Raw genomic sequence first — 23,953 nt, forward strand, 5'->3', positions numbered from 1 at the left:
GTGATGGCCGACTATGGCAACCCGGCGCATGCGCGCGCCCTGGTCGAACTGCTCGACGCCTATGCGCGCGACCCCGCTGGTGGCGGCGCGCCGTTGGCAGATGCCGTGATGGCCGGGCTGCCGGCGGCGCTCGCGGCACGCCCGCAAGCGTTCAGCGTGATCGCCTTCGATGGCGCCCAGCCCGTTGGGCTCATCAATTGCATCGAGGGTTTCTCCACCTTCGCCTGCCGACCGCTGGTCAATGTGCATGACGTGGTCGTGCTGCAAAGCCACCGCGGCCAGCGCATCGCGCAGCGCATGTTGGCGCGCGTCGAGCAGGAGGCCGTTGCCCGTGGCGCCTGCAAACTCACGCTCGAGGTGCTGCAGGGCAACGCCCCGGCGCTGCGCGCCTACGAACGCGAAGGCTTTGCCGGCTACCAGCTCGACCCGGCCTTCGGCGCGGCGATGTTCCTGCAGAAGACGCTGTAGCGCCTGCTCAGAAGCGCGTGACGGGCGGCTCGAGTTCCTTCTTGTCGACGGCGTAACGGCCGAGTTCCCACTTGGCGATGGCGTTGCGGTGCACCTCGTCGGGGCCGTCCGCGAAGCGCAGGGTGCGCGCATGCGCATAGGCGAAGGCCAGCGGGAAGTCGTCGCACATGCCGCCGCCGCCGTGCACCTGCATCGCCCAGTCGATCACCTGGCAGGCCATGCTGGGGGCGACCACCTTGATCATCGCGATCTCGTTCTTGGCGACCTTGTTGCCGGCCGTATCCATCAGCCATGCGGCCTTGAGCGTGAGCAGGCGCGCCATGTCGATCTTGCAGCGCGCTTCTGCGATGCGCTCCTGCGTGACGGTCTGCGAGGCGACGGTCTTGCCGAAGGCGACGCGCGACGACGCGCGCTTGCACATGAGCTCGAGCGCGCGTTCGGCCAGGCCGATCAGGCGCATGCAATGGTGGATGCGTCCCGGGCCGAGGCGGCCCTGGGCGATCTCGAAGCCGCGGCCTTCGCCCAGCAGCATGTTGTCGACCGGCACCCGCACGTTCTCGAAGGTCATCTCGACGTGGCCGTGCGGCGCATCGTCGTAGCCCATCACGTTGAGCGGGCGCAGCACGGTGATGCCCTTGGCATCGGCCGGCACGATCACCATGCTCTGCTGCGAATGGCGCGGGGCATCCGGGTTGCTCTTGCCCATCGTGATGAACACGGCGCAGCGCGGGTCGGCAGCACCGGAGATCCACCACTTGCGGCCGTTGATCACGTAGTCGTTGCCGTCGCGCTCGATGCGTGTCGACACGTTCGTCGCATCACTCGACGCGACGTCGGGCTCGGTCATCGCGAAGGCCGAGCGGATCTCGCCTTCGAGTAGCGGCTTGAGCCAGCGGGCCTTGATCTGTTCCGAGCCGTAGCGGGCGATGGTTTCCATGTTGCCGGTGTCCGGCGCCGAGCAGTTGAACACCTCGCTGGCCCACGGCACGCGGCCCATGATTTCGGCCAGAGGGGCGTACTCCTGGTTGGTGAGGCCCGCGCCCTCGTAGCCCGAGGCAGAGGCGCTGTCGACCGGCAGGAACAGGTTCCACAGGCCATCGGCCTTGGCCTTCGTCTTCAGCTTCTCGATGGTCTGCAGTGGCGTCCAACGCTTGCCGGCCACGGTGTTGGCCGCGAGCTCGGCGGTGCAGGCCGCCTCGTTCGGATAAACGTGTTCATCCATGAAGGCGCTGACGCGCGCCTGCAGGTCCTTGGTCTTGGCCGAATATTCGAAGTCCATGTTGTCTCCTAGGGTGAGTCGATCGTGTGCGTCATCCGACGCGCTCATCAGGCCTTCTGTGCGAAGGCCCAGGCCATCTCTGCCATCGGCCGTGCGCCGCGACCGGAGGCCACAGCCTGCTCGCTCGACGCGGTGCCGGCCTCGACCCGCTTCGCGATGCCCTGCAGGATGGCGGCGATGCGGAACAGGTTGTAGGCGAGGTAGAAGTTCCAGTCGGGCGCGAGCGCCTCGGGCGTGGTGAGGCCGGTGCGCTCGCAGTAGCGGCGGATGTATTCGGCTTCGGTCGGAATGCCGAGGCTGGCCACGTCGACCCCGCCCAGCCCGCGGAAGTCGCCGGGCGGGATGTGCCAGGCCATGCAGTGGTAGCTGAAGTCCGCCAGCGGGTGGCCGAGCGTCGACAGCTCCCAGTCGAGCACGGCGATCGCACGGGGCTCGGTGGGGTGGAACATCACGTTGTCCAGCCGGTAGTCGCCGTGCACGATCGAGGTCATCGACGCGTCGCGTGCGGTGGCCGGGATGTGCGCCGGCAGCCAGTCCATCAGGCGGTCCATCTCCGGGATGGGCTGCGTGACCGAAGCGACGTACTGCTTACTCCATCTCCCGATCTGGCGCTCGAAGTAGTTGCCGGGTTTGCCGTAGTCTGCCAGCCCGCGCGCGGCGAAATTCACCGTGTGCAGGGCGGCGATCACGCGATTGAGCTCGTCGTAAATCGCGGCGCGTTCGGCCTTGTCCATGCCGGGCAGGGACTGGTCCCACAGCACCCGGCCGCTCTTGAATTCCATGACGTAGAAGGAGCGTCCGATGACGGACTCGTCCTCGCACAGGCACAGCATGCGCGGCACCGGCACGTCGGTGCCATCCAAGCCGCGCATCACCTTGAATTCGCGCTCCACCGCGTGCGCCGAGGGCAGCAGCTTGGCCACCGGGCCTGGCTTTGCACGCATCACGTAGCTCTGGCTCGGCGTGATGAGCTTGTAGGTCGGGTTGGACTGCCCGCCCTTGAACATTTCCACTGTCAGCGGACCCTGGAAGCCGTCGAGGTTCGCATCGAGCCAGGCGGCGAGTGCGTCGACGTCGAAGCTGTGTTGTGGCGCAACAGCGCGCGTCCCGATGAAGCTGCTGAAGTCCTGGGTCATGGGTGGCGATGAAAGGTTAGAGGTCGGCCTCCGCGATGCGCATGAGTCCGGCACGGTCGAGCACCACCAGGCCACCCGGTTCGATGCGCAGCACGTTCTCGCGCTCCATCGCCTTGAGTTCCTGGTTGACCCGTTGGCGCGATGCGCCCAGCAGTTGCGCGAGCTCTTCCTGTGCCAGATGCAAACCGATGCGCAACTGGCTGCCGTCGGCCAGGCTGGGCACGCCGTAGCTGCGCACCAGGTGCGTCAGCTGTTTCGCGAGCCGCGCCCGCAAGGGAAGGGTATTGAGGTCCTCGACCAGCCCGAACAGCTGGCGAATGCGCCGCGCCTGCAGGCGCATCAGCGCTTCGTACAGCTCGACGTGCGTGGTGAGGATCTTCTGGAAGTCCGCACGCGCCACGTTGAGCGTGGTGGTGTCGCCATGTGCATAGGCATCGTGCGTGCGACGGTCCCCGTCGAACATCGCCACGTCGCCGAACCAGATGCCCGGCTCCACGTAGGTCAGCGTCACCTGTTTGCCCGCGACGGTCGTCGAGCTCACACGCACTGCGCCCTTGGCACACGCGATCCATCCTTCGGGCGGATCGCCGCGGGCGGCCAGGAGGTCGCCGTCCTTGTGACGTCTGACAAATGCGCATCGGAGGATGTCGTGCCGCAGCGAGGGTGAGAGGGATGAAAACCAGCGACCGCTGTTGATCGCTTCGCGTTCGTCGATGGTAAGAATGGGCTCGTCCATGGGGCTGTCCTGTCGGCGACTGAGGGTCTGCGGTGGTGTCTCGGGAGCGACGCGTCGCGTCACGCGTAGCGCGGCGTCTGCTTGGTGAGGAAGGCCTCGATGCCGACGCCCGCGTTGGGGTGATGCAGGTTGCGCACGAAGTGGTCGCGCTCGTGCGCCAGCTGCGTCGGCAGCGTGGCGCCCGGCGCTTCGGCAAGCAGTTCCTTGATGCTCGCCAGCGCGTTGGGCGCGCGCGCGCCGAGGCGCTCGGCCAGCTGCAGCGCCGTGGTCAATGCCTGGCCGCTGTCGGCCAGTTCGTTGACCAGGCCGAGCGCATGGAGCCGCGATGCCGCGATGCGCTCGCCACCCATCAGCCATTCGCTCGCCAGCTGGCGCGGCAGTGCCTGCGCAAGATGCCAGCTGAGGCCGCCATCGGGCGAGAGCGCGACGTTGCTGTACGACGCCGCGAAGACCGCGTCGCGTGCCGCCACGACCAGGTCGCAGGCCAGCGACAACGAGAAGCCCGCGCCGGCGGCTGCGCCTTCGACGGCCGCGATCACCGGCTTCGGAAAGGTGCGGATCGAATCGATCCAGTTGTGCAGGCCTTCGATCGATTCGGCCTGCACCGACGGCGACTGCTGGCGATTGGCCTGCAGCCGCTGCAGCGAGCCACCCGCGCAAAACCATGCGCCTTCGCCCACGATCACGACGCTGCGGATCTCGCTGCTGCTTTCCGCGCCGTTGAGCGCTTCGATGCCCGCGGCGTACATGGCCGGATCGAGCGCGTTGCGCAGGGACGGGTTGGCGATGGTCAGCACCATCGTGCGGCCTTCGGTCGTGCTTCGGAGTTCGGCGGTCATGGTCGTCTCGTTCTCATTCTTCTTCGTGCATCAGGCTCAGGCCCAGCGCACCGCGGCGGCGCAGCCATGGGCTCGGGCGGTAGCGCGGATCGCCGTACACCGTCTGCAGGTTGAACAGGACCTCGAGCATGTTGGTCGGCCCGTAGAGGTCGCCCATCGCGAGCGGCCCTTGAGGGTAGCCCAGCCCGAGGCGCACGGCGGTCTCGAGGTCGGCCGGCGAACACACACGCTGCTGGCACATGTCGGCCGCGATGTTGACGATGGTGCCGATGACGCGCTGCGTGACGAAGCCGCCGCTGTCGCGGATTACGCTCACGGCCTTGCCGTCGCTGGCGAAGAGGGCGTGCGCGGCGTCGCGCATGTCGCGGCGTGTGGCCGGGTTGGTGGCCAGCACGCGGCGCTTGGTGGCGGCGTCGTCGACCATCATGTCGATGCCGACGGTGCGCGTCGCATCGAGGCGCTCGACGGCGGCGACCGTCGTCACGTCGAAGCCGAGCGGGGCGACCAGGATCAACGCGGTGCTCGAGGGCGTCGCGCCGGTCTCGATCTGCGCGCCGAGCGTGTGGACCAGCTTGAGCAGCTCGGCGCGGCGCGCCGCACGGGGCGACACCCACACGGTGATCGGCCCGTCGAGGCGCGGCGCTGGCGCTTCGGGTGCGACCTGCGCGACGCCGTCGACGTAGCGGTAGAAACCTTCGCCGGTCTTGCGCCCCAGTGCGCCTGCGACCAGCCGCTGTGCCGTGATCACGCTCGGGCGGTAGCGCGGCTCTTCGTAGTACTGACGGTAGATCGATTCCATCACCGGGTGCGACACGTCGAGCGCGGTCAGGTCCATCAGCTCGAACGGGCCCAGGCGGAAGCCGGCCTGGTCTTTCAGGATGCGGTCGATGGTCGCGAAATCGGCCACGCCTTCGCCGACGATGCGCAGCGCTTCGGTGCCGAAGCCGCGGCCGGCGTGGTTGACGATGAAGCCGGGCGTGTCCTGGGCCATCACCGCACTGTGGCCCATCTCGCGCGCGTAGCCCGCCAGCCGCTCGCACACGGCCGCGGCGGTCTTGAAGCCGGCGACGACTTCGACCACTTTCATGAGCGGGACGGGGTTGAAGAAGTGGAAGCCCGCTAGGCGTTCCGGACGCGCCATGTCAGCGGCGATGGCCGTGACGGACAGCGACGATGTGTTGGTGGCGAGCGTCGCGTCAGCGCCGACGATGCTTTCCAGATCACGGAAGAGCGTACGCTTGACCTGCATGTCTTCCACCACGGCTTCGACGACCAGGTCGCACGCTGCCACGTCGCTCAGCGCGCCGACGGCCACCAGCCGTCCGGTCCACGCCTGCAGTTGCGCCGCGTCGAACTTGCCTTTTTCATGCAGCTTTTGCCACTGCGCGACGACCGCGTCGCGCCCGCGGACGGCAGCGCCGTCGAAGCTGTCGAACAGCAGCACGTCGCTGCCTGCCTGCACGGCGATCTGCGCGATGCCTCGGCCCATGGCCCCCGCACCGACCACCGCCACCTTCGAATAATTCACAGTCATTTGTTAAATGCTCAGGTATGTAAAAAGCGAAAAGACAATCGTGTCAGAATGTGTTTACTTTAGATTGCCTTTCAGGTCCATCTTGCAACTTCTCCGTCGCGCAGCGCCCCTGTTTTTACTCGGGTTCGCCGTCCCCTCCGTCGCATTGACACTCGGACAGCCGCAAGGCGCTGTCTGGATCGGCCGACCGCTGGATCTCGTCGTGCCCCTCACGCTGGCCGAAGGCGAGGGCGGTGACTCGCTCTGCGCCGAGGCCGAAATGATCCAGGGCGGCACGCGGGTCGACGACCGACGCGTGACTGTATCGCTCGAACCAGGGAGCCGGCCCGGTCAGACACGCATCCATGTGCGTTCGACCATGCCGGTCGAGGAACCCGTCGTGCAGATCACCGTGCGCGCGGGCTGCCAGGCGAGTTCGAGCCGTCAGTTCGTGCTGCTGGCCGACATGCCGGTCGAGGTGTCGCCGCCATCGGCGCTCGCGGCGGCAAGGGGCGTCTCCTCCCCATCGCCGGCCGGCGGTAGCGACGCCGACGTGGCCCCGAGCCGCCGGACGAGCCGAGGCACCGGCGAGGGCAGCGGCTCCGCTGGCGCCGCGACGGCTGAGCCCGCCGCCCCCGCGCGACGCACGACCCCGCCACGACCCCGCCCGGCGGCCTCGGCCGAAGGCGGCGAGCCGCGCCGTCCCGCCGCACGCGCGACGACGCCCCCGGTGCGCCGCAGCACGGCAGCGCCGCGCGCGCCGGCGTCCACGACACCGCCGAGCGCCGCGGCCTCGGCCCCGGTTGCGTCGCCGACGGGCGCCCCGTCGCCCGCGGGCGGTGCGCGACTGCAGCTCGACCTGCTCGATCCGACCGCGGTGCGCAGCCCGGCGCTCGCAGCGTCGGGTGCAGCCAGCACGAACCCCATGGACAGTGCCGTGGCGGCGGCATTGGCCGCAGCCAGCGCTGCCGCCAATGCTGAAGAGCTCCAGCGTGCCAACGAACGCATGAGATCGCTCGAGGCGACGCTGGCCGCGCTCCGCGAGCAGAGTGCCCAGAACCAGCGGCTGTTGCTGGAGATGCGCAGCGAGCTGGCGGAGGCGCGCGACAGCCGCTATCGCAATCCGCTGGTGTATGCCCTCTGCGCGATGCTGCTTCTGGCACTGATCGGTCTCCTCCTGCTGTGGCGGGTCGCGCGTCGCGCGAGTGGTCCGGCCTGGTGGGGCGACACCACCGCCAAAGACGACGTCATGTCGCCGCTGCCTTCACCGCCGCCGGCCGTCCCCGCAGGCAAAGCGCTTGCCGCGGACGCTGCGACGCAGAAAACCGGACCGTTCGGGACCGTGCTGCTCGCGGCCGATACCGACGACGAAGCGCAGGCCACGCTGCCGCCATTGACTGAAGACGAGAGCGCACCTGCGCGCTACGTGAACACCGAGGAGCTGTTCGACGTTCAGCAGCAGTCGGACTTCTTCGTGTCGCTCGGCCAGCACGACCAGGCGATCGCCGTGCTCAGCGAGCACATCGCGGACAACCCGGAAACCAGTGCGCTCGCCTACCTCGACCTGCTGCGCATCTTCCACGCGCTGGATCGGCGCGACGACTACGCGCGCGTCGGGCTGGAGTTCGAGCGGGCGTTCAACGCCTCGGTGCCGGACTTCGAGCACTTTTCCGAAGTGGGTCGCGGCCTCGAGCACTACGGTGCGACCCTCGCGCGGATCGAGGCTCAATGGCCGCGGCCAGGCACGCTGGGCCTCATCGAGGAATTGGTCTTTCGCAAGCCCGGCACGCGCGGCGACGAGAGCTTCGATCTGGCAGCGTACCGCGAACTGTTGCTGCTGTACTCGGTCGCGAAGGAAGTGATCGACCCGGACAGCGCCCCGCCGACGCCGGTCACGCCACTGTCGTTCCTCGACACGCACGAAGCGAAGCTCGAACCGACGCAGCCAGCCGGCCTGGACCGCGTGACGGACGCCGTGGGCGTGGTCAATGACCACAATGCGCCGGATGCGCCGTTGCCGTCGCTGTATGGCGCCATCGATGAAACGCTGTCGCACGACACGGTCATCGCCGCGCACCCTGGCGCGGTCGCCGAACCGTCGACATCGTCGACGCCGAGCGCATCGCACCCGCAAGACCAGCGGACGCGCCCGATGTCGGTGAGCGAACAGCCGGAGCGCGCCGATCAGAGCGGGGAGATGCCTTTCGACAACACGTCGCTCGAAACGCTCGAAACCCTGCCGGCTGAACTCGAGCTGGAGAAGCGCCCACCTTCCGCGCCGACGACCGACGAGATGCCGTTGCCCGAATTGAAGCTCGATCTCGAACTTTTCGATCCGACCATCGAAGCCGAGATCGCGCCCCGGCCGCGCCGTCGACGCTGACGGGCGGCGACGTCCTCAGCGGCGAACCTGCAGGGCGCCAGGGTTCACGATGTTGGTGGGGTTGCCCTTGATGAAGCTCACCACATTGTCGAACGCCTGGCCGAAATACATCTCGTAGCTGTCCTGCTCGACGTAGCCGATGTGGGGCGTGCAGATGCAGTTCTCGAGACGCAACAACGCGTGGCCTTGCAAGGGCGGCTCGCTTTCAAACACATCGATGGCGGCCATCCCGGGTCGGCCGCGGTTCAGTCCGGCAAGGAGCGCGTCGGGTTCGACGAGCTCGGCCCGCGACGTGTTCACGAACAGCGCGGTCGGCTTCATCCGTGACAAGTCTTCCAACGTGATGATGCCGCGGGTCTCGTCACTCATGCGTAGATGCACAGTGAGCACGTCCGCTGCGGCGAAGAAGGCCTCCCGGCTCGGCGCCACCTGAAAGCCATCGGATCGAGCGAGGTCGCGGCTCTGCTCGCGGCCCCAGATCACGACCTGCATGCCGAAAGCCTGGCCATAGCGTGCGACCAGCTGGCCGATGCGGCCGTAGCCCCAGATGCACAAGGTTTTGCCTTTCAGCACGGAGCCGAGCCCGAAGTTGGGCGGCATCGACGCCGACTTGAGGCCCGACTGCTGCCAGGCACCATGCTTGAGGTTGCTGATGTACTGCGGAAGGCGCCGCATCGCGGCCATGATCAGGGCCCACGTCAACTCGGCCGGCGCGAGCGGTGAGCCGCTGCCCTCCGCCACGGCGATGCCTTGTTCGGTGCAGGCGGTGACGTCGATGTGCTTGCCGACGCGGCCGGTCTGCGAAATGAGCTTGAGCTTGGGCAGCTTCTCGACGAGCTGCCGGGAGATCTGCGTGCGTTCCCGGATCAGGACGATCACGTCAGCGTCTTTCAGGCGCACCGACAGTTGGCCGATGCCCTTGACGGTGTTCGTGTAGACCTTCGCCGCGTAGGCATCGAGTTTGGCGGCGCATTGCAGCTTGCGCACCGCGTCCTGGTAGTCGTCGAGGATCACAATGTTCATGGCGCGTCATTGTGCCTCGCGCCACGCGACCATCGACGACGGCCCCTCATCCACACCACAGGCCCGTTCAGGGCATCGGGCTCAGTGCAGTGGGCGTGTGCCCCGCACGGTGTCGGCCGCCTCGAGCGCGGCCAGGCGGTCTAGTTCGGCGCACACGTCTGCCATGCGCCCGGAAATCACGACGCGACCGGCCCGGCGGCCCGGCTGTTGTGCATCCACCGTGCGGACCACCCGCAGCGCCCGCGCCGCGGCGGGTGCATGCGTGCTGCCTGCAACGGGCGTCCCGGCATGTGGCGTGCAGACCGGCCGCACGGCCACGTAGCGAAGATCGGCGCGGGCGTCGAAGGCGGTGGCGCGGCGTCCGCCCAGCTGCGGCATCCAACGATGGGCGAGCGACTGCAGCGGGCTGAGCAAGTCGACGAAAGTGAGCAGAACGATTCCCATGCGAACTCCAAAGGTCAGAGATTGAACACAGGCAGGATTGCAGGATAGGACTGCGCCAGGGTGATGGCCTGATTGCCATACGCCCGCCACCTGGCGCAGCCCTTGCGATGCACTACATCAGCATGGTGTTGCGGATCAGACCGACGGCCAGGCCTTCGATCTCGAAGGGCTCGCCGGGCTGGACCACGATGGTGGGGTAGTCGGGGTTTTCGGCGTGCAGCTCGATCACCAGCTTGTTGCGCTTGAGGCGCTTGACAGTCACTTCGTCGCCCAGGCGTGCGACCACGATCTGGCCGTTGCGCGCTTCCTTGGTGGATTGCACGGCCAGCAAGTCGCCGTCCATGATGCCGGCGTCGCGCATCGACATGCCGCGCACCTTGAGCAGGTAATCGGGTTGGTGCTGGAACAGCGTGTTCTCGACGTAATAGGTCTGGTCCACATGCTCCTGCGCCAGAATCGGCGAACCCGCCGCCACGCGGCCCACCAGCGGCAACGCCAGCTGGGCCATGCCCGGCAGCGAGAGCGAGAACTGGTTGTCACGCGACTCGTTGAGCGAGCGCAGTGCCGCACCCTTGAGCCGGATGCCGCGGGAGGTGCCGCTGAGCAGCTCGATCGCGCCCTTGCGGGCTAGCGCCTGCAGATGTTCCTCGGCCGCATTGGCCGACTTGAAGCCCAGTTCGGCCGCGATTTCCGCGCGCGTCGGCGGAGCACCGGTCTTCGCGATGGTGCTGCGGATCAGGTCCAGAATCTGCTGCTGACGGGCGGTAAGCTTGACGGCGAACTGCATGTGAACTCCTTGGTGCTGGTTGCATATCCAGTACCTGTATTTTTAAACAGTTTTTCGGACTTTGCAAGACATGGTCAACAAAAGCACCTCCAGCGCAGCGGGCGTGCTCGTTTTGGGCACGGGCGGCACGATCGCCGGCCGGGCGGCGTCCGCATCCGACAACGTTGGCTATACGGCGGGCGAAGTCGGTGTCGATGTGCTCCTGCAGGCCCTGGATCTTCCGTCGGGCCTGTCGGTGTGGGCAGAGCAGATCGCGCAGCTCGACAGCAAGGACATGGACTTCGACGTCTGGCGTGCGCTCGCAGCGCGGTGCGCCGAGGCTTTGGCCCTCGACGACATCCGCGGCATCGTGATCACGCATGGCACCGACACGCTGGAGGAGACCGCCTTCTTCCTGCAGTCGGTGCTGAGCGCGACCAAGCCGGTGGTGCTCACCTGCGCGATGCGGCCGGCCACTGCGCTGGTGCCCGATGGCCCCCAGAACCTGCGCGACGCGATCGGCCTCGCGGCGTGGCCCGGCGCCTGCGGCGTGACGGTGGTGTGTGCCGGCTCGGTTCATCGCTCGATGGACGTGCAGAAGGTGCACACCTACCGCCTGGACGCCTTCGATTCGGGCGACGCCGGCGCCATGGGCTACATGGAAGAGGGCGAGCTGCGGGCGCTGCGTGACTGGCCGGAGGTCGATGAGGCCGCCGTGACACGTCTTGAGGCCGTGATCGCGACTGAACCCTTCGCCTGGCCGCGGGTGGAGATCCTGACCAGCCACGCGGGCGCGCAGGGGTTGCTCATCGATGCGCTCGTGCACGCCCGGCAGTCGGGCAGTGCCCACTCGGTCGATGGTCTGGTGCTGGCCGCCACGGGCAACGGCACCCTTCATCACGCGGTCGAAGCCGCGGCTCTGCGCGCGCAGGCCGCTGGCATCGCGGTGGTTCGCGCGACCCGCTGCGCGCAGGGGCGCATCCTCGCAACGCCTCACGCGATGGTTCGCGACGCCGGTGCGCTCACGCCGGTCAAGGCACGGGTGGCTTTGTTGCTGGACCTGCTGACAGCGCGCGAGCGCTGATCGATCGGGCATGCTGAGCGCGCTGCAGTCGCACCCTTGGGCCTACCCGACACTGGAGGCGCTGCACATCGTCGGGATCGCGCTGTTGCTCGGTAATCTGGTGGCGCTCGAGGTGCGCGTGTTCGGGCGCGTTCAGGCGCTGCCCGTCGTGGCGCTCGCGCGGCTGTCGCTCGGCCTGGCGGCCTGTGGTTTCGGCCTTGCCGCAGCGACCGGCCTGCTGATGTTCGCCACCCAGCCTGCGGAACTTCTGACCAATCGCTCGTTCCTGTGGAAGATGGGGCTGCTCGCTGCGGCCGGCTGCAACGCCGCGTGGTTCCATGCCCGGGGTTCGCTGTCGAAACTCGACGTGACAGCGCGGGTACAGCTGTTGATGTCCACTGCGCTCTGGCTGGCCGTCGTGTTCTGCGGCCGCTGGATCGCCTACTGACGAAAGGATTCGCCATGCAACGCCGTCATCTCCTTGCCGCTACCGCCGCGTCGCCCTGGGTGCTTTCCACTGCCTGGGCGCACCACGGGTGGAGCAGCTTCGACCAGGAGCGTCCCATCTATCTCGAAGGGAAGGTGCTGCGCTCGCGCTGGCAGAACCCGCATGCGGAACTGGTGATCGAGGTGCCGGCTGGCTTGAAGGTGCCGGCCGATCTCGGCAAGCGCGCGGTCCCCGCGCAGAGTGCCGGGGTCGACGGCGCGGCGATGCTCAGCAAGGCCACTGCGCCGAAGCGCGCCGACCGCGAGTGGGAGCTGGAACTGGCCCCGCTGACGCGCATGTCGGCCTGGAAGGTCGCGGAAATCAAGCCGGGTGCGGCCGTGTCGGCCGTCGGCTTCACGTTCACGGGCGAGCAGGGCGCCGCCGTGATGCGGGTGGAATATCTGTTCGTCGACGGTCAGGCCTACGGGCTGCGTTCCAGCCCGGCCTGACCGCGACTCGGCGCGTCAGCTGCTCAGGGCAGCGAGGGCGCGCTGGGTGATCTCGTCGACCGTGCCGACGCCGCTGATGGCGCGGTACTTTGGAGCGGCCGCCGGTTCCGTCTTGGCCCAGTCGGCGTAGTAGTCCACCAGCGGGCGGGTCTGCTGGCTGTAGACGTCGAGCCGCTTGCGCACAGTCTCTTCCTTGTCGTCTTCGCGCTGCACCAGATCTTCGCCGGTCGCGTCGTCCTTGCCGTCGACCTTCGGCGGGTTGAACTTGACGTGGTAAATCCGGCCCGAGGCCGGGTGCGAGCGACGGCCACTCATGCGCTCGATGATGTCGGCGAAGGGCACGTCGATCTCGAGCACGTAGTCGAGCTTGACACCGGCCGCGCGCATGGCGTCGGCCTGGGGGATCGTGCGGGGAAAGCCGTCGAACAGGAAACCGCTCGCGCAGTCGGGCAGCGCGATGCGCTCCTTGACGAGGTTGATGATCAGGTCATCGCTCACCAGTGCGCCCGAGGCCATCACGGCCTGAGCCTGCAGGCCCAGCGGCGTGCCGGCCTTGACGGCGGCGCGCAACATGTCGCCCGTCGAGATTTGCGGGATGTTGTACTTCTTGCAGATGAACGCGGCTTGCGTGCCTTTGCCTGCCCCGGGGGCGCCCAACAAAATCAGTCTCATGGTGTCCTCGGACGGTTCTTAGATTTCTGTCGCGCCGAGCCGGCCACCAGGGGCAAGGGTCAGGGCGGAATTGCGTCGAGGATAGCATGCGACCCCGTGCGAAATGCCCGGGAAAGACGCCTCAGCGACCCACGAACAGCGCGCGTACGCGGGCGAGGTCTTCCGGTGTGTCGACGCCCGGGCCCGGGCTGCGCGCGCTGACATGAACGGCGATGCGAAAGCCATGCCACAGCGCGCGCAACTGTTCGAGCGCTTCGGTGCTTTCGATGGGCGCCGGGGGCAAGGTCGGGAACCCCCGGATGAAGCCGACGCGGTACCCGTAGATGCCAATGTGGCGCAGCGGTGCCGGCGAGGTCGGCACGGCGGGGCCGTCGTTCGGTGCGCGTCCGTCGCGCCACCAGGGAATGGGGGCACGGCTGAAATACAGCGCGTGTCCACGTGCGTCGAGCACCACCTTCACCACGTTCGGGTTACCGAAGTCGGCGGCCGAATCGATCGGGTGGGCGGCCGTGCTCATGGCGGCCTCCGGCTGCGCGGCCAGTTCGGCCGCCACCGCGTCGATCAAGGCGGGGTCGATGAGGGGTTCGTCACCCTGCACGTTCACGACGATCGCGTCGTCGGGCAGCGCGAGTTGCGTGCAAGCCTCGGCCAGGCGATCGCTGCCGCTCGGATGGTCGGTGCGCGTCAGCAGCGCGTCGATGCCGTGCCGCGTGCAGGCGTCGACGATGCGTGCATCGTCCGCGGCGACGACCACGCGCGACGCGCCCGACGCCAGCGCGCGCTGCGCCACCCGCACCACCATCGGCAGGCCGCCGATGTCGGCCAGCGGCTTGTCGGGCAGACGCGTGGAGGCGAGCCGCGCCGGGATCAGAACGGTGAAGGGCATCAGAGGCCGAGTTCGTCGTCCGACAGCGTGCGTGCTTCGTTTTCCAGCAATACAGGGATGCCGTCGCGTACCGGATAGGCCAACCGCGCGCTGCGCGAGACCAGTTCCTTTTTCTCGGCGTCCCAGGTCAGCGGGCCCTTGGTGACGGGGCAGACGAGCAGTTCAAGAAGCTTGGTGTCCATCGAGCGATGATAGCTTTGCATCGAGTGCCGCCAGGAAGGCCGGCGTCGGCTCGAAGCGCAGCGGCACCGCGAGCGCATCGGGCTGTCGGCGCCACAGCTTGAGCGCGTCTTTTTCAGTGCACAGCACGGTCGCGTCGGCCCCGGCCACGGGCGACCAATCCTCGAAATCATGGTGATCGGGCAGGGCGATGCAGCGTGCGGGCACGAGACCTTTGTCCCGCAGCATTTGGAAGAAGGACTCGGGCTTGGCAATCCCGGCGACCGCGATGACTGGCTGCCCGACCAGGTGCGCGAGCGGCACCGTGGCACCGTCGGCAGACACGGCCGATTCGGCCAGCGAGCGTCGGGCCGTGAAGCCGGCGAAGGCCGGCCGCGAGCCGGTGTGCAGCACCAGATCGCAGGCCCGCGGCCAGGGCTCCCGTAACGGCCCGGCCGGCAGCAGCCAGCCGTTGCCGATGCCGCGGTCGTCGAAAACGCAGATTTCGATGTCGCGCGCCATCGCCAGGTGCTGCAGGCCGTCGTCGCTGATGATCACGCGCACATCGGGATACTTCGCTGTCAGTGCGCGTGCCGCGTCGATGCGCCGGGCCGCAACGAACACCGGCGCGCCGGTCGATCGGCGGACCAACGCCGGCTCGTCGCCGACATCGCGCGGATCGCTGTCGTCGCGCACCTCGCGGCAGTCGGTGGTGCGGCGGCCATGGCCGCGCGAGATCACGCCCGCCGGCACGCCGCGGGCGCGCAAGTGCTCGATGATGGCCATCACGACGGGCGTCTTGCCCGCACCGCCGGCGACCACGTTTCCGACGACGACGACCGGCACGCTGGCGCGATCGGTGCGCAGCCAGCCCGCGCGATACAGCGCACGGCGCAGCACCGCGAGCAGCCCGAAAAGTCGTGAAAGCGGCCACAACAGCCGCGCGACCGCGCCTCGCTCGAGCCAGGCGCGCTGCAGCTGCAAGTCAGCGTCCCGCCTGGGCGGCGGACTGTGTGGCGAAGGTGATCTGCACCATGCCGGCCCGGCGCGCGGCTTCCATCACGGTGATCACCGCCTGATGCGCGGCACTCGCGTCGGCACTGATGATGACCACGCTGTCCTTGGTGCCGCCCGCCGCCGTGAGCGCAGCGGCGACGGTATCGACGCTGCGGTCGGGCAGGACGTTGCGATTGATCGAGTAGCGACCGTCGGCCGACACCGCGACGATCACTTCCTTGGGGTAGTCGCGCTGCGGCTCGGCGTCGGCCACCGGCAAACGCAGCTGCATCTCGGTGAACTTGCTGTACGTCGTCGACAGCATCAGGAAGATCAGCACGACCAGCAACACGTCGATGAAGGGAATCAAATTGATCTCCGGCTCGTCGCGCGCGCCATGGCGGAAATGCATGCGGCCGGGCTTCATCGCGGGCTCACTTGCGCAGCGTGGCGAGATGCCGTGCGAAGCGTTCGCCGGCCAACTCGAGGTTCAGCAGGTATTCGTCGACACGGGTTCGGAAATAGCGCCAGAAGATCAGCGTCGGAATCGCGACGATCAGTCCGAAGGCCGTGTTGTAGAGCGCGATCGAAATGCCGTGCGCCAGTTGCGCCGGGTTGCCCGACCCCACCGCGCCGCCGGCGGGTGACTGCGAGCCGAAGATTTCGATCATCCCGATCACCGTGCCCAGCAGGCCGAGCAGCGGCGCGGCCGAGGCGATGGTCGCGAGCGCCGGGAGCCAACGTTCGAGACGATGGGCGACCGTGCGGCCGGAGGCCTCCATGGCGACCCGAACGTCGTCTTCGCTGCACCGGGGGTTGGCACTGATCACCCGGAAGCCCGAAGCGAGCACTTCGCCGAGCGCGGAGTTCTTCTCCAGCTTCGTCACGATGTCGGGGCCGGGTACCGCATTGCGCGACACCGTGATGGCCTCGTCGAGCAACTTGGGCGGGAGGACGCGTGCGGTCTTAAGGCTGGTGAAGCGCTCGATGACCAAGGCCAAAGCCAGCACCGAACAGGCGAGCAGCGGCCAGATCGGCCAGCCCGCAGCAACTATGATGGAAAACAAGAAATCCTCCGGCCCGTGGATTGCGAATGCGCGGCGATTATCACCGAGTGCCGGGCTCAGAAACCGAGCGCTGTCGCTGTCAGCGAAGACGCACAGATTCTGTGGATAACTTTGTGATTAACTGCGTTGGCAACTGCCTCGCACCCGCATGAACAGGGCGTTGCATTAGGACGATCGAATTTTGAGCAGCAGTTTTCTGATTGAAATCAACAGCTTGCACCACAAGCCGTGCCTTGCTGAGGTGCAGGTGCGGGTCGATGGAGCGTCCGCCATGCACTGTGGACGAGTGCCGGTCGCCGAGAGCTTGGCGCCGTGATCGACGACGCGCCGTCGCGCGGGCTGGCACCGCGGGTGTGGGCGGTTGGCGCTCTGTGCCATGCGATCGCCGATGCGCTCGACGCGCGCTTCAATCCGGTCACCGTGCAGGGCGAGATCTCCGGCTTTTCGCGTGCGGCCAGCGGCCATTGCTACTTCGCACTCAAGGATGCTTCGGGGCAACTGCGCTGCGCCATGTTCAGGCGCGCTGCCAGCCTGGTGGACTTCTCGCCGCGCGATGGCGATCAAGTGGAGGTGCGCGGCCGGCTCGCCGTCTACGAGCCGCGGGGTGACCTCCAGCTGGTCGTCGAGAGCCTGTCGCGCGCCGGGCAGGGCGCGCTCTTCGAGCAGTTCCTGCAGCGCAAAGCCAAGCTCGAGGCGGAGGGGCTGTTCGACCCCGCGCGCAAGCGGGCGTTGCCGACCATGCCGCGCGCCGTCGGGGTGGTCACGTCGCTCGGCGCCGCGGCGCTGCACGATGTCGTGACCGCCCTGCGCCGGCGGGTGCCGCACATTCCGGTCGTGCTGGCGCCAGCCGCCGTCCAGGGCTCCGGTGCGCCGGCCGAGCTGGTGCAGGCGTTGCAGTCGCTCTGGATGTCGCCGCAACCTGTCGATGTCATCCTGCTGGTGCGCGGCGGCGGGTCGATCGAAGACCTCTGGGCCTTCAACGACGAAACCCTGGCACGCACCATCGTGCAAAGCCCTGTGCCGGTGGTGTGCGGCGTCGGCCATGAGACCGACTTCACCATCGCCGATTTCTGCGCCGACCTGCGCGCCCCGACGCCGACCGCCGCGGCGGAGCTGGTCTCGGCGCCGCGTGATGTCTGGCTGGGTGCGCTGGGACTGATCGAGGGCAAGCTGCACGACGCCATCGGCGCCCGCATCGATCTGCTCGGCCAGCGGCTGGACCTGGCCGCCGGCCGGCTGGGGCGGCCATCGTCCGTCGTGCTGAGACAGCAGCTGCGGCTGGCGCGCGAGGCACAGCGGCTGCGCTATGCCGTCGCGTCGCAGCACCAGCGACTCGCGCAACGGGCACGCACCGAGCACCAACGCTGGCCCGGCTTGTGGCAGGGCGGGCTGCGCCAGCATCGGGAACGCCTCGACCGGCTCGATGCGCGGCTGCGCCTGCTGGACCCGGCGCAGGTGCTGCAGCGCGGCTACGCGTGGCTCGTCGACGCCCAAGGGCGAGCCGTGACCAGCGCTGCGCGCGTCGCTCCCGGCGACGCTCTGTCGGTGCGACTCGCCGACGGCAGCCTCGATGTCCATGTCGATGCCGTGCGCACGCGGCCACCGCCGACGCGGGGCGGCTGAATCCTTTCTAGAATCCCATCATTCCGCAACCAACCCACGAGCCAAGAATATGGAACACGTCCTACCTCCTCTCCCGTACGCCCTCGACGCACTCGCGCCCGAGTATTCGAAGGAAACGCTCGAGTACCACTACGGCAAGCACCACAACGCGTACGTCGTGAACCTGAACAACCTGCAGAAGGGCACCGAGTTCGAAAGCATGTCGCTCGAGGAGATCGTGAAGAAGTCCAGCGGCGGCATCTACAACAACTCCGCGCAGATCTGGAACCACACCTTCTTCTGGAACTGCATGAAGCCGCAGGGCGGCGGCGCGCCCACCGGTGATTTGGCGAAGGCCATCGAGGCCAAGTGGGGCAGCTACGACGCTTTCAAGGAAGCCTTCGTGAAGTCGGCCGTCGGCAACTTCGGTTCCGGCTGGACCTGGCTCGTGAAGAAGGCCGATGGCACCGTCGACATCGTCAACATGGGCGCCGCCGGTACCCCGCTGACAACCGCTGACAAGGCACTGCTGACGGTCGACGTTTGGGAACACGCCTATTACATCGACTACCGCAATCTGCGTCCCAAGTTTGTCGAGACCTTCCTGGCCAAGCTGGTCAACTGGGACTTCGCACAGAAGAACTTCGCGTAAGTCCGGGCTCTGCCCGCAAGACAAGGCCGGCCTCGCGCCGGCTTTTTTTCGTCTCTTTGCCGGGCGCCGCAGCGTCAGCGCTTGGCTTGGAAGGGCGCACCGCCGAGCTTGGCGTTCTTCTTGATGTTCTTCTTGGCAAACCAGCCCTGGTTCATTTCAAGGACGAAGCGCACGGGTTCCTCCGAGCAATGCGATTCGAGCGTGAGCGGCTGCATGTCGACAATGTTGACGATCCGTCCGTCGTCGGCCACGAAGGCGGCGGACAGCGGCAGCAGCGTGTTCTTCATCCAGAAACACTGGGTCGATGGCTGGGCGAAGACGAAGAGCATGCCTTCGGCCTGCGGCATCTCCTTGCGGAACATCAGGCCGATCTGCTGCTGTTGCGGTGTCTGCGCGACCTGCGCGTCGATCTGGTACATGCCCGCGGACAATTTAACGCGAGGGAGATCCGTTTGAGCCTCCTGCGAGAACGCGGCAAAAGAGAGCAAGCACAAAGAGAAGAGGGCAATGGCGCGCGGAAACATGATGCGTGGAATTGGGTGTTCAAAGAGGAGGATGGAAGCGTACCCAATTAGAGAGAGGGTTGCAGGAAAAGTGCAACCACTTTGAGACAGGCGAAAAAAAAGCGTTCCGAAGAACGCCTCTTTTTAGGTCATCTCCAATTACTTGGGGGTGCCGCCTTGCATCGACTTGGCCTTCACGGAGCCGTCCTTGTTGGTGCGGCGCGTATCACGCGTTTCGGCGCGCTTTTCGCCGGCCACGGCCGCCTTGTCGGTACCGATCGCGCCGCCTTCGGGGACCTTGTTGATGTCGCCGCCGGCACCGGTCTTCACTTGGCCAGCAGGCTTGCTGGCAACCTTGGCTTCGGCGCGGGCCTGCGGCTTGCTGTTCGTCACAGCCGCTTTTTCAGCCGTGGGGGTCTGGGCGTGAGCAGCTGCTGCGAAAAGGCCGGCGATCAGGATTGCGAGAGTTTTGTTCATTTAGGAATTCCTCGAGGAGTTGAGTGATGACGCCTTCCACCGCGCAGAAGGTCTGCAAACAACGAAGCCGGGTCGACCGCGGTTGACACGGCCGTTGACGGGATTGCTTGCGTCTAAAATTCTAAAGCTATTGATCCCGGTTGAAGTCGTTTCAACCAGCAAATGTTACTTCGGAGCCACTCCCGCCCAATGTCCAGTTACCAGCACATCCAGGTTCCCGTCGCCGGCCAGAAAATTTCCGTTGAGCCCGACAAGTCGCTTCGTGTGCCAGATCAGCCGATCATCCCCTTCATCGAAGGCGACGGCATCGGTGTCGACATCACGCCGGTCATGCTGAAGGTGGTCGATGCCGCGGTGACCAAGAGCTATGGTGGCCAACGCCAGATCCACTGGATGGAAGTCTTCGCCGGCGAGAAGGCGACCAAGGTCTACGGCCCCGACGTGTGGCTACCCGACGAGACGATTCAGGCCGTGCGTGACCATGTCGTGTCGATCAAGGGCCCGCTGACCACGCCGGTCGGCGGCGGCATCCGGTCGCTGAACGTCGCGCTGCGCCAGGCGCTCGACCTGTACGTCTGCCTGCGGCCGATCCAGTATTTCGACGGCGTCCCCAGCCCGCTGAAGGAGCCGCACAAGACGAACATGGTGCTCTTCCGCGAGAACTCGGAAGACATCTATGCAGGCATCGAGTTCGCAGCCGAGAGCGAGCAGGCCCGCAAGCTCATTGCCTTGCTGCAGAACGATTTCGGCATCACGACGATCCGCTTCCCCGAAACGTCGGGCATCGGCATCAAGCCGGTGTCGCGCGAGGGGTCGGAGCGCTTGATGCGCAAGGCGATCCAGTACGCGATCGACCACGACAAGCCCTCCGTCACGATGGTGCACAAGGGCAACATCATGAAGTTCACCGAGGGCGCCTTCCGCGACTGGGGCTATGGCCTCGCAGCCAAAGAGTTCGGTGGCGAGCTGATCGACGGCGGCCCCTGGATGCGCGTCAGGAACCCGAACACCGGCAAGTTCATCACCGTGAAGGACCGCGTCGCCGACGCCTTCATGCAGCAGATCCTGATGCGTCCGGCGGAGTATTCGGTGGTCGCCACGCTCAACCTCAACGGGGACTACCTCTCCGACGCGCTCGCGGCGCAGGTCGGCGGCATCGGCATCGCGCCCGGCGCCAACCTGAGCGACACCGTAGCGATGTTCGAGGCCACGCACGGCACCGCACCCAAGTACGCCGGCAAGGACTACGTCAACCCGCTGTCGGAAATCCTCTCGGCCGAGATGATGCTGCGCCACATCGGCTGGAAAGAGGCAGCGGACCTGATCATCCTGTCGCTGCGCAAGTCGATCCTGAGCAAGAAGGTCACCTACGATTTCGCGCGCCTGATGGACGGCGCGACACAGGTCAGCTGCTCGGGTTTCGGGCAGGTGATGATCGACAACATGTGATGCGCGCCGCCCGCGCAGCGCACAGCCGTGCGAGCGGCGACAATAATCGACGATCCGGCGGGCGCCGGTGACACACAGACTCCATGACATCAAGGATGCAGGCCGCATGAGCAAACCAACCATCATCTATACGTTGACCGACGAAGCGCCTTTCCTGGCGACGCAGGCTTTCCTGCCGATCATCCGTACCTTCACGGCCCCCGCCGGCATCGACGTGACGACCAGCGACATCTCGGTGGCCGCCCGCATCCTGGGCCAGTTCCCGGAATCGCTGACCGAAGCGCAGCGCGTGCCTGACAACTTGGCCGAACTCGGCAAGCTCACGCTGCTGCCCGACACCAACATCATCAAGCTGCCGAACATCAGTGCGTCGGTGCACCAATTGATCAGCGCCATCAAGGAGCTGCAGGCGCGCGGCTACAAGATTCCGGACTATCCGGAAGACCCCAAGACCGATGAAGAGAAGGCGATTCGCGCCCGTTACTCGAAGTGCCTGGGCAGCGCCGTAAACCCGGTGCTGCGCGAAGGCAATTCGGACCGCCGTGCGCCCAAGGCCGTCAAGGAATATGCCCGCAAGAACCCGCACAGCATGGGCGAGTGGAGCATGGCGTCGCGCACGCACGTGGCCCACATGAAGCACGGCGACTTCTATCACGGCGAAAAGTCGATGACGCTGGACAAGGCGCGCGACGTCAAGATGGAGCTGGTCGGCAAGAGCGGCAAGACCACGGTGCTCAAGCCGAAGGTGTCGCTGCTGGCTGGCGAGATCATCGACAGCATGTACATGAGCAAGAAGGCCTTGCTCGCGTTCTATGAACACGAGATGGAAGACGCCCGCAAGACCGGCGTGATGTTCTCGCTGCACGTCAAGGCCACGATGATGAAGGTGTCGCACCCCATCGTCTTCGGTCACGCGGTGCGTGTGTTCTACAAGGAAGCCTTCGAGAAGCACGACAAGCTCTTCGACGAGCTGGGCGTGAACGTCAACAACGGCATGGTCGATCTGTACACCAAGATCGAGACGCTCCCGTCGTCCAAGAAGGAAGAGATCATCCGTGACCTGCACGCCTGCCACGAGCACCGCCCCGAACTGGCGATGGTCGATTCGGCCAAGGGCATCACGAACCTGCACGCGCCCAACGACGTGATCGTCGACGCCTCGATGCCGGCCATGATCCGCATCGGCGGCAAGATGTGGGGCGCCGACGGCAAGCCCAAGGACACCAAGGCGGTCATCCCGGAGAGCACCTTCGCCCGCATTTACCAGGAGATCATCAACTTCTGCAAGACCAACGGCAATTTCGACCCCGTGACCATGGGCACCGTGCCGAACGTGGGCCTGATGGCCCAGCAGGCCGAGGAATACGGTTCGCACGACAAGACCTTCGAGGTCGCCGAAGACGGCGTGGCGAACATCGTCGACATCGCCACCGGCGAAGTGCTGCTGTCGCAAAACGTGGAAGCCGGCGACATCTGGCGCATGTGCCAGGTCAAGGACGCGCCCATCCGCGACTGGGTGAAGCTGGCCGTCACGCGTGCCCGCAACTCGGGCATGCCCGCGCTGTTCTGGCTGGACCCGTACCGCCCGCACGAAGCCGAAATGATCAAGAAGGTACAGACGTATCTCAAGGACCACGACACCCAGGGCCTGGACATCCAGATCATGTCGCAGGTCCGCGCCATGCGTTACACGCTGGAGCGCGTCATCCGCGGCCTGGACACCATCTCGGTCACCGGCAACATCCTGCGCGACTACCTGACCGACCTGTTCCCGATCATGGAACTGGGCACCAGCGCCAAGATGCTGTCGGTCGTGCCGCTGATGGCCGGCGGCGGGATGTACGAGACGGGCGCCGGGGGTTCCGCGCCGAAGCATGTCAAGCAGCTGGTGGAGGAAAACCACCTGCGCTGGGATTCGCTGGGCGAGTTCCTGGCCCTGGCCGTTTCGCTGGAGGACCTGGGTCTGAAGACGAACAACGCCCAGGCCAAGATCCTGGCGAAAACGCTGGACACCGCCACCGGCAAGCTGCTGGACAACAACAAGAACCCGTCGCCCAAGACTGGCCAGCTCGACAACCGTGGCAGCCAGTTCTACCTGGCGATGTACTGGGCGCAGGAACTGGCAGCCCAGACCGACGATACGGCGCTGCAGGCCAAGTTCAAGCCCCTGGCCGAGGCGCTGGCCCGCGGCGAGCAGAAGATCGTCGAGGAGCTGAAGGCGGTGCAAGGCCAGCCGGCGGACATCGGCGGCTACTACCTGGTGGACGCCAAGAAGTGCGAAGCCGTCATGCGGCCGAGCGCGACGCTGAACGCCGCCCTGGGCGCGGTCGGCGCCTGACCCGGATCAAGCACAAAAGGCGAGCAGGCGACGCTGCCTTTGGCTAAAACGCAACGCCCCGGTGTCTTCGCAGATGCCGGGGCGTTTTTGCGCGTGTAAAACTTGGCCAAAGCGCCTGTTCGTCACTCTTGTTTTCTTCGTAACATGACACCAAATCCAATGGCGTCGGCATGGCGCTTGCTCGATCGATAGAATGAATTTCATGGCAACCCGAAACCCCCCGAAACCCGCCACGCCGCCGGCCCAGAAGCCCGCGGGGGGCGATGGCGATTCGGTCGTCCTGGAGCGTCGCCCACAGAAAACGGCACCGCCGCAGATGTTCCAGGTGGTGATGCTCAACGACGACTACACCCCCATGGAGTTCGTTGTCGTCGTCATTCAGGAATTCTTCAACAAGGACCGCGAAACCGCGACCCAGATCATGTTGAAGATCCACCTCGACGGTCGGGCCGTTTGCGGCGTGTACTCCCGCGACATGGCGGCCACCAAGGTCAATCAGGTGATGGAAGCGGCCCACCAGGCCGGGCATCCGTTGCAGTGCGTCAGCGAGCCGGTTGAATAAGCCG

Annotated in this window: 26 protein-coding genes; 10 read left to right on the top strand and 16 right to left on the bottom strand. The window is 66.5% G+C overall.

The genetic code is table 11. The annotated features are described in order from the left end of the window. Positions 1 to 3: 3 nt before the first annotated feature. Positions 4 to 468: a GNAT family N-acetyltransferase gene (locus ACSFA0_RS11590; RefSeq protein WP_435450957.1), complete on the top strand. Its 465-nt coding sequence runs from the start codon at positions 4 to 6 to the stop codon at positions 466 to 468. A gap of 7 nt (positions 469 to 475) precedes the next feature. Here the strand turns inward: ACSFA0_RS11590 and ACSFA0_RS11595 are convergent, their stop codons facing one another. The 5 genes from ACSFA0_RS11595 to ACSFA0_RS11615 are packed head-to-tail and all read right to left on the bottom strand — an operon-like array spanning position 476 to position 5,992. Next, positions 476 to 1,747, bottom strand: a complete 1,272-nt coding sequence (locus ACSFA0_RS11595) for an acyl-CoA dehydrogenase family protein (RefSeq protein ID WP_435450323.1) — start codon at positions 1,745 to 1,747, stop codon at positions 476 to 478. Positions 1,748 to 1,794: 47 nt separating this feature from the next. After that, the gene (locus ACSFA0_RS11600) at positions 1,795 to 2,883 is read right to left on the bottom strand and encodes a phosphotransferase (protein ID WP_435450324.1); all 1,089 of its coding nucleotides are present in this window, start codon (positions 2,881 to 2,883) and stop codon (positions 1,795 to 1,797) included. Positions 2,884 to 2,899: 16 nt separating this feature from the next. Next, entirely contained in the window at positions 2,900 to 3,619 is a 720-nt protein-coding gene (locus ACSFA0_RS11605) for a Crp/Fnr family transcriptional regulator (RefSeq protein ID WP_435450325.1), read from the bottom strand. A 59-nt stretch (positions 3,620 to 3,678) separates the two neighbouring features. Continuing rightward, a complete protein-coding gene (locus tag ACSFA0_RS11610; protein ID WP_435450326.1) occupies positions 3,679 to 4,458 on the bottom strand; it encodes an oxepin-CoA hydrolase, alternative type in 780 nt (259 codons plus the stop codon). 13 nt (positions 4,459 to 4,471) lie between these two features. Further along, entirely contained in the window at positions 4,472 to 5,992 is a 1,521-nt protein-coding gene (locus ACSFA0_RS11615) for a 3-hydroxyacyl-CoA dehydrogenase (protein WP_435450327.1), read from the bottom strand. Between the two features lie 259 nt (positions 5,993 to 6,251). Between ACSFA0_RS11615 and ACSFA0_RS11620 the strand changes: the two genes are divergently transcribed. Further along, positions 6,252 to 8,354 (top strand): hypothetical protein, encoded by a 2,103-nt coding sequence (locus tag ACSFA0_RS11620; RefSeq protein ID WP_435450328.1) that lies wholly within the window; start codon positions 6,252 to 6,254, stop codon positions 8,352 to 8,354. A gap of 15 nt (positions 8,355 to 8,369) precedes the next feature. On the opposite strand, the gene ACSFA0_RS11625 is transcribed toward ACSFA0_RS11620, so the two are convergent. The 3 genes from ACSFA0_RS11625 to lexA all read right to left on the bottom strand — a co-directional run bounded on the left by ACSFA0_RS11625 (position 8,370) and on the right by lexA (position 10,608). Then, entirely contained in the window at positions 8,370 to 9,377 is a 1,008-nt protein-coding gene (locus tag ACSFA0_RS11625) for a D-2-hydroxyacid dehydrogenase family protein (RefSeq protein WP_435450329.1), read from the bottom strand. Positions 9,378 to 9,458: 81 nt separating this feature from the next. Beyond that, complete coding sequence (locus ACSFA0_RS11630; protein WP_435450330.1) at positions 9,459 to 9,821, bottom strand: hypothetical protein; 363 nt, start codon at positions 9,819 to 9,821, stop codon at positions 9,459 to 9,461. A 112-nt stretch (positions 9,822 to 9,933) separates the two neighbouring features. Continuing rightward, positions 9,934 to 10,608 carry a transcriptional repressor LexA gene (gene lexA / locus ACSFA0_RS11635; RefSeq protein ID WP_435450331.1) on the bottom strand — a complete coding sequence of 225 codons (675 nt, stop codon included), beginning with the start codon at positions 10,606 to 10,608 and terminating at the stop codon, positions 9,934 to 9,936. 70 nt (positions 10,609 to 10,678) lie between these two features. On the opposite strand from lexA, the gene ACSFA0_RS11640 reads away from it, so the two are divergent. The 3 genes from ACSFA0_RS11640 to ACSFA0_RS11650 are packed head-to-tail and all read left to right on the top strand — an operon-like array spanning position 10,679 to position 12,586. Then, a complete protein-coding gene (locus tag ACSFA0_RS11640) occupies positions 10,679 to 11,671 on the top strand; it encodes an asparaginase (RefSeq protein ID WP_435450332.1) in 993 nt (330 codons plus the stop codon). A gap of 10 nt (positions 11,672 to 11,681) precedes the next feature. Then, positions 11,682 to 12,098, top strand: coding sequence for a hypothetical protein (locus ACSFA0_RS11645; RefSeq protein WP_435450333.1), 417 nt, complete (start codon positions 11,682 to 11,684; stop codon positions 12,096 to 12,098). A gap of 14 nt (positions 12,099 to 12,112) precedes the next feature. Further along, a complete protein-coding gene (locus ACSFA0_RS11650; protein WP_435450334.1) occupies positions 12,113 to 12,586 on the top strand; it encodes a DUF6152 family protein in 474 nt (157 codons plus the stop codon). Between the two features lie 15 nt (positions 12,587 to 12,601). On the opposite strand, the gene adk is transcribed toward ACSFA0_RS11650, so the two are convergent. From adk to ACSFA0_RS11680, 6 genes are all read right to left on the bottom strand, one after another. Then, positions 12,602 to 13,258 carry an adenylate kinase gene (gene adk, locus ACSFA0_RS11655; RefSeq protein ID WP_435450335.1) on the bottom strand — a complete coding sequence of 219 codons (657 nt, stop codon included), beginning with the start codon at positions 13,256 to 13,258 and terminating at the stop codon, positions 12,602 to 12,604. A 121-nt stretch (positions 13,259 to 13,379) separates the two neighbouring features. Then, on the bottom strand, positions 13,380 to 14,144 hold the full coding sequence (gene kdsB / locus ACSFA0_RS11660; protein WP_435450336.1) for a 3-deoxy-manno-octulosonate cytidylyltransferase: 765 nt from the start codon (positions 14,142 to 14,144) through the stop codon (positions 13,380 to 13,382). After that, entirely contained in the window at positions 14,144 to 14,326 is a 183-nt protein-coding gene (locus ACSFA0_RS11665) for a Trm112 family protein (protein WP_262075405.1), read from the bottom strand. The genes kdsB and ACSFA0_RS11665 overlap by 1 nt, the downstream gene beginning before the upstream one ends. Next, positions 14,307 to 15,287, bottom strand: a complete 981-nt coding sequence (gene lpxK / locus ACSFA0_RS11670) for a tetraacyldisaccharide 4'-kinase (protein WP_435450337.1) — start codon at positions 15,285 to 15,287, stop codon at positions 14,307 to 14,309. Before lpxK ends, ACSFA0_RS11665 begins: the two co-directional genes overlap by 20 nt. Position 15,288: 1 nt before the next feature. Beyond that, positions 15,289 to 15,711 (bottom strand): ExbD/TolR family protein, encoded by a 423-nt coding sequence (locus ACSFA0_RS11675; protein WP_435450958.1) that lies wholly within the window; start codon positions 15,709 to 15,711, stop codon positions 15,289 to 15,291. Between the two features lie 22 nt (positions 15,712 to 15,733). Then, positions 15,734 to 16,366, bottom strand: coding sequence for a MotA/TolQ/ExbB proton channel family protein (locus ACSFA0_RS11680; protein WP_435450338.1), 633 nt, complete (start codon positions 16,364 to 16,366; stop codon positions 15,734 to 15,736). 315 nt (positions 16,367 to 16,681) lie between these two features. Between ACSFA0_RS11680 and xseA the strand changes: the two genes are divergently transcribed. Both xseA and ACSFA0_RS11690 read left to right on the top strand, forming a co-directional pair. Further along, a complete protein-coding gene (xseA, locus tag ACSFA0_RS11685) occupies positions 16,682 to 17,989 on the top strand; it encodes an exodeoxyribonuclease VII large subunit (RefSeq protein ID WP_435450959.1) in 1,308 nt (435 codons plus the stop codon). Between the two features lie 49 nt (positions 17,990 to 18,038). Next, positions 18,039 to 18,620 (top strand): superoxide dismutase, encoded by a 582-nt coding sequence (locus tag ACSFA0_RS11690; RefSeq protein WP_435450339.1) that lies wholly within the window; start codon positions 18,039 to 18,041, stop codon positions 18,618 to 18,620. Positions 18,621 to 18,694: 74 nt separating this feature from the next. Here the strand turns inward: ACSFA0_RS11690 and ACSFA0_RS11695 are convergent, their stop codons facing one another. Next, on the bottom strand, positions 18,695 to 19,144 hold the full coding sequence (locus tag ACSFA0_RS11695; protein WP_435450340.1) for a DUF192 domain-containing protein: 450 nt from the start codon (positions 19,142 to 19,144) through the stop codon (positions 18,695 to 18,697). 138 nt (positions 19,145 to 19,282) lie between these two features. After that, positions 19,283 to 19,600, bottom strand: coding sequence for a cell envelope biogenesis protein TolA (locus ACSFA0_RS11700; RefSeq protein ID WP_435450341.1), 318 nt, complete (start codon positions 19,598 to 19,600; stop codon positions 19,283 to 19,285). A gap of 189 nt (positions 19,601 to 19,789) precedes the next feature. Here ACSFA0_RS11700 and icd point away from each other — a divergent pair, with 189 nt between their 5' ends. The 3 genes from icd to clpS all read left to right on the top strand — a co-directional run bounded on the left by icd (position 19,790) and on the right by clpS (position 23,949). After that, the gene (gene icd, locus ACSFA0_RS11705; protein WP_435450342.1) at positions 19,790 to 21,049 is read left to right on the top strand and encodes an NADP-dependent isocitrate dehydrogenase; all 1,260 of its coding nucleotides are present in this window, start codon (positions 19,790 to 19,792) and stop codon (positions 21,047 to 21,049) included. A gap of 106 nt (positions 21,050 to 21,155) precedes the next feature. Further along, complete coding sequence (locus tag ACSFA0_RS11710) at positions 21,156 to 23,387, top strand: NADP-dependent isocitrate dehydrogenase (RefSeq protein ID WP_435450343.1); 2,232 nt, start codon at positions 21,156 to 21,158, stop codon at positions 23,385 to 23,387. 202 nt (positions 23,388 to 23,589) lie between these two features. Beyond that, positions 23,590 to 23,949 carry an ATP-dependent Clp protease adapter ClpS gene (gene clpS / locus ACSFA0_RS11715; protein WP_435450344.1) on the top strand — a complete coding sequence of 120 codons (360 nt, stop codon included), beginning with the start codon at positions 23,590 to 23,592 and terminating at the stop codon, positions 23,947 to 23,949. Positions 23,950 to 23,953 lie beyond the last annotated feature (4 nt).

The sequence above is a fragment of the Variovorax restrictus genome, assembly GCF_051216715.1.
Taxonomy (GTDB): Bacteria; Pseudomonadota; Gammaproteobacteria; order Burkholderiales; family Burkholderiaceae_C; genus Variovorax.

Excerpts from the sequence above, each read along its gene's own strand:
- ACSFA0_RS11615 (WP_435450327.1), bottom strand. The coding sequence starts at position 5,992 with ATGACTGTGAATTATTCGAAGGTGGCGGTGGTCGGTGCGGGGGCCATG.
- ACSFA0_RS11710 (WP_435450343.1), top strand. The coding sequence starts at position 21,156 with ATGAGCAAACCAACCATCATCTATACGTTGACCGACGAAGCGCCTTTC.
- ACSFA0_RS11665 (WP_262075405.1), bottom strand. The coding sequence starts at position 14,326 with ATGGACACCAAGCTTCTTGAACTGCTCGTCTGCCCCGTCACCAAGGGC.
- ACSFA0_RS11690 (WP_435450339.1), top strand. The coding sequence starts at position 18,039 with ATGGAACACGTCCTACCTCCTCTCCCGTACGCCCTCGACGCACTCGCG.
- ACSFA0_RS11645 (WP_435450333.1), top strand. The coding sequence starts at position 11,682 with ATGCTGAGCGCGCTGCAGTCGCACCCTTGGGCCTACCCGACACTGGAG.
- ACSFA0_RS11590 (WP_435450957.1), top strand. The coding sequence starts at position 4 with ATGGCCGACTATGGCAACCCGGCGCATGCGCGCGCCCTGGTCGAACTG.
- ACSFA0_RS11600 (WP_435450324.1), bottom strand. The coding sequence starts at position 2,883 with ATGACCCAGGACTTCAGCAGCTTCATCGGGACGCGCGCTGTTGCGCCA.
- ACSFA0_RS11640 (WP_435450332.1), top strand. The coding sequence starts at position 10,679 with ATGGTCAACAAAAGCACCTCCAGCGCAGCGGGCGTGCTCGTTTTGGGC.
- icd (WP_435450342.1), top strand. The coding sequence starts at position 19,790 with ATGTCCAGTTACCAGCACATCCAGGTTCCCGTCGCCGGCCAGAAAATT.
- ACSFA0_RS11700 (WP_435450341.1), bottom strand. The coding sequence starts at position 19,600 with ATGAACAAAACTCTCGCAATCCTGATCGCCGGCCTTTTCGCAGCAGCT.
- clpS (WP_435450344.1), top strand. The coding sequence starts at position 23,590 with ATGGCAACCCGAAACCCCCCGAAACCCGCCACGCCGCCGGCCCAGAAG.
- ACSFA0_RS11630 (WP_435450330.1), bottom strand. The coding sequence starts at position 9,821 with ATGGGAATCGTTCTGCTCACTTTCGTCGACTTGCTCAGCCCGCTGCAG.
- ACSFA0_RS11605 (WP_435450325.1), bottom strand. The coding sequence starts at position 3,619 with ATGGACGAGCCCATTCTTACCATCGACGAACGCGAAGCGATCAACAGC.
- ACSFA0_RS11675 (WP_435450958.1), bottom strand. The coding sequence starts at position 15,711 with ATGCATTTCCGCCATGGCGCGCGCGACGAGCCGGAGATCAATTTGATT.
- ACSFA0_RS11625 (WP_435450329.1), bottom strand. The coding sequence starts at position 9,377 with ATGAACATTGTGATCCTCGACGACTACCAGGACGCGGTGCGCAAGCTG.
- ACSFA0_RS11595 (WP_435450323.1), bottom strand. The coding sequence starts at position 1,747 with ATGGACTTCGAATATTCGGCCAAGACCAAGGACCTGCAGGCGCGCGTC.
- ACSFA0_RS11695 (WP_435450340.1), bottom strand. The coding sequence starts at position 19,144 with ATGTTTCCGCGCGCCATTGCCCTCTTCTCTTTGTGCTTGCTCTCTTTT.
- adk (WP_435450335.1), bottom strand. The coding sequence starts at position 13,258 with ATGAGACTGATTTTGTTGGGCGCCCCCGGGGCAGGCAAAGGCACGCAA.
- ACSFA0_RS11650 (WP_435450334.1), top strand. The coding sequence starts at position 12,113 with ATGCAACGCCGTCATCTCCTTGCCGCTACCGCCGCGTCGCCCTGGGTG.
- ACSFA0_RS11620 (WP_435450328.1), top strand. The coding sequence starts at position 6,252 with ATGATCCAGGGCGGCACGCGGGTCGACGACCGACGCGTGACTGTATCG.
- kdsB (WP_435450336.1), bottom strand. The coding sequence starts at position 14,144 with ATGCCCTTCACCGTTCTGATCCCGGCGCGGCTCGCCTCCACGCGTCTG.
- lexA (WP_435450331.1), bottom strand. The coding sequence starts at position 10,608 with ATGCAGTTCGCCGTCAAGCTTACCGCCCGTCAGCAGCAGATTCTGGAC.
- ACSFA0_RS11610 (WP_435450326.1), bottom strand. The coding sequence starts at position 4,458 with ATGACCGCCGAACTCCGAAGCACGACCGAAGGCCGCACGATGGTGCTG.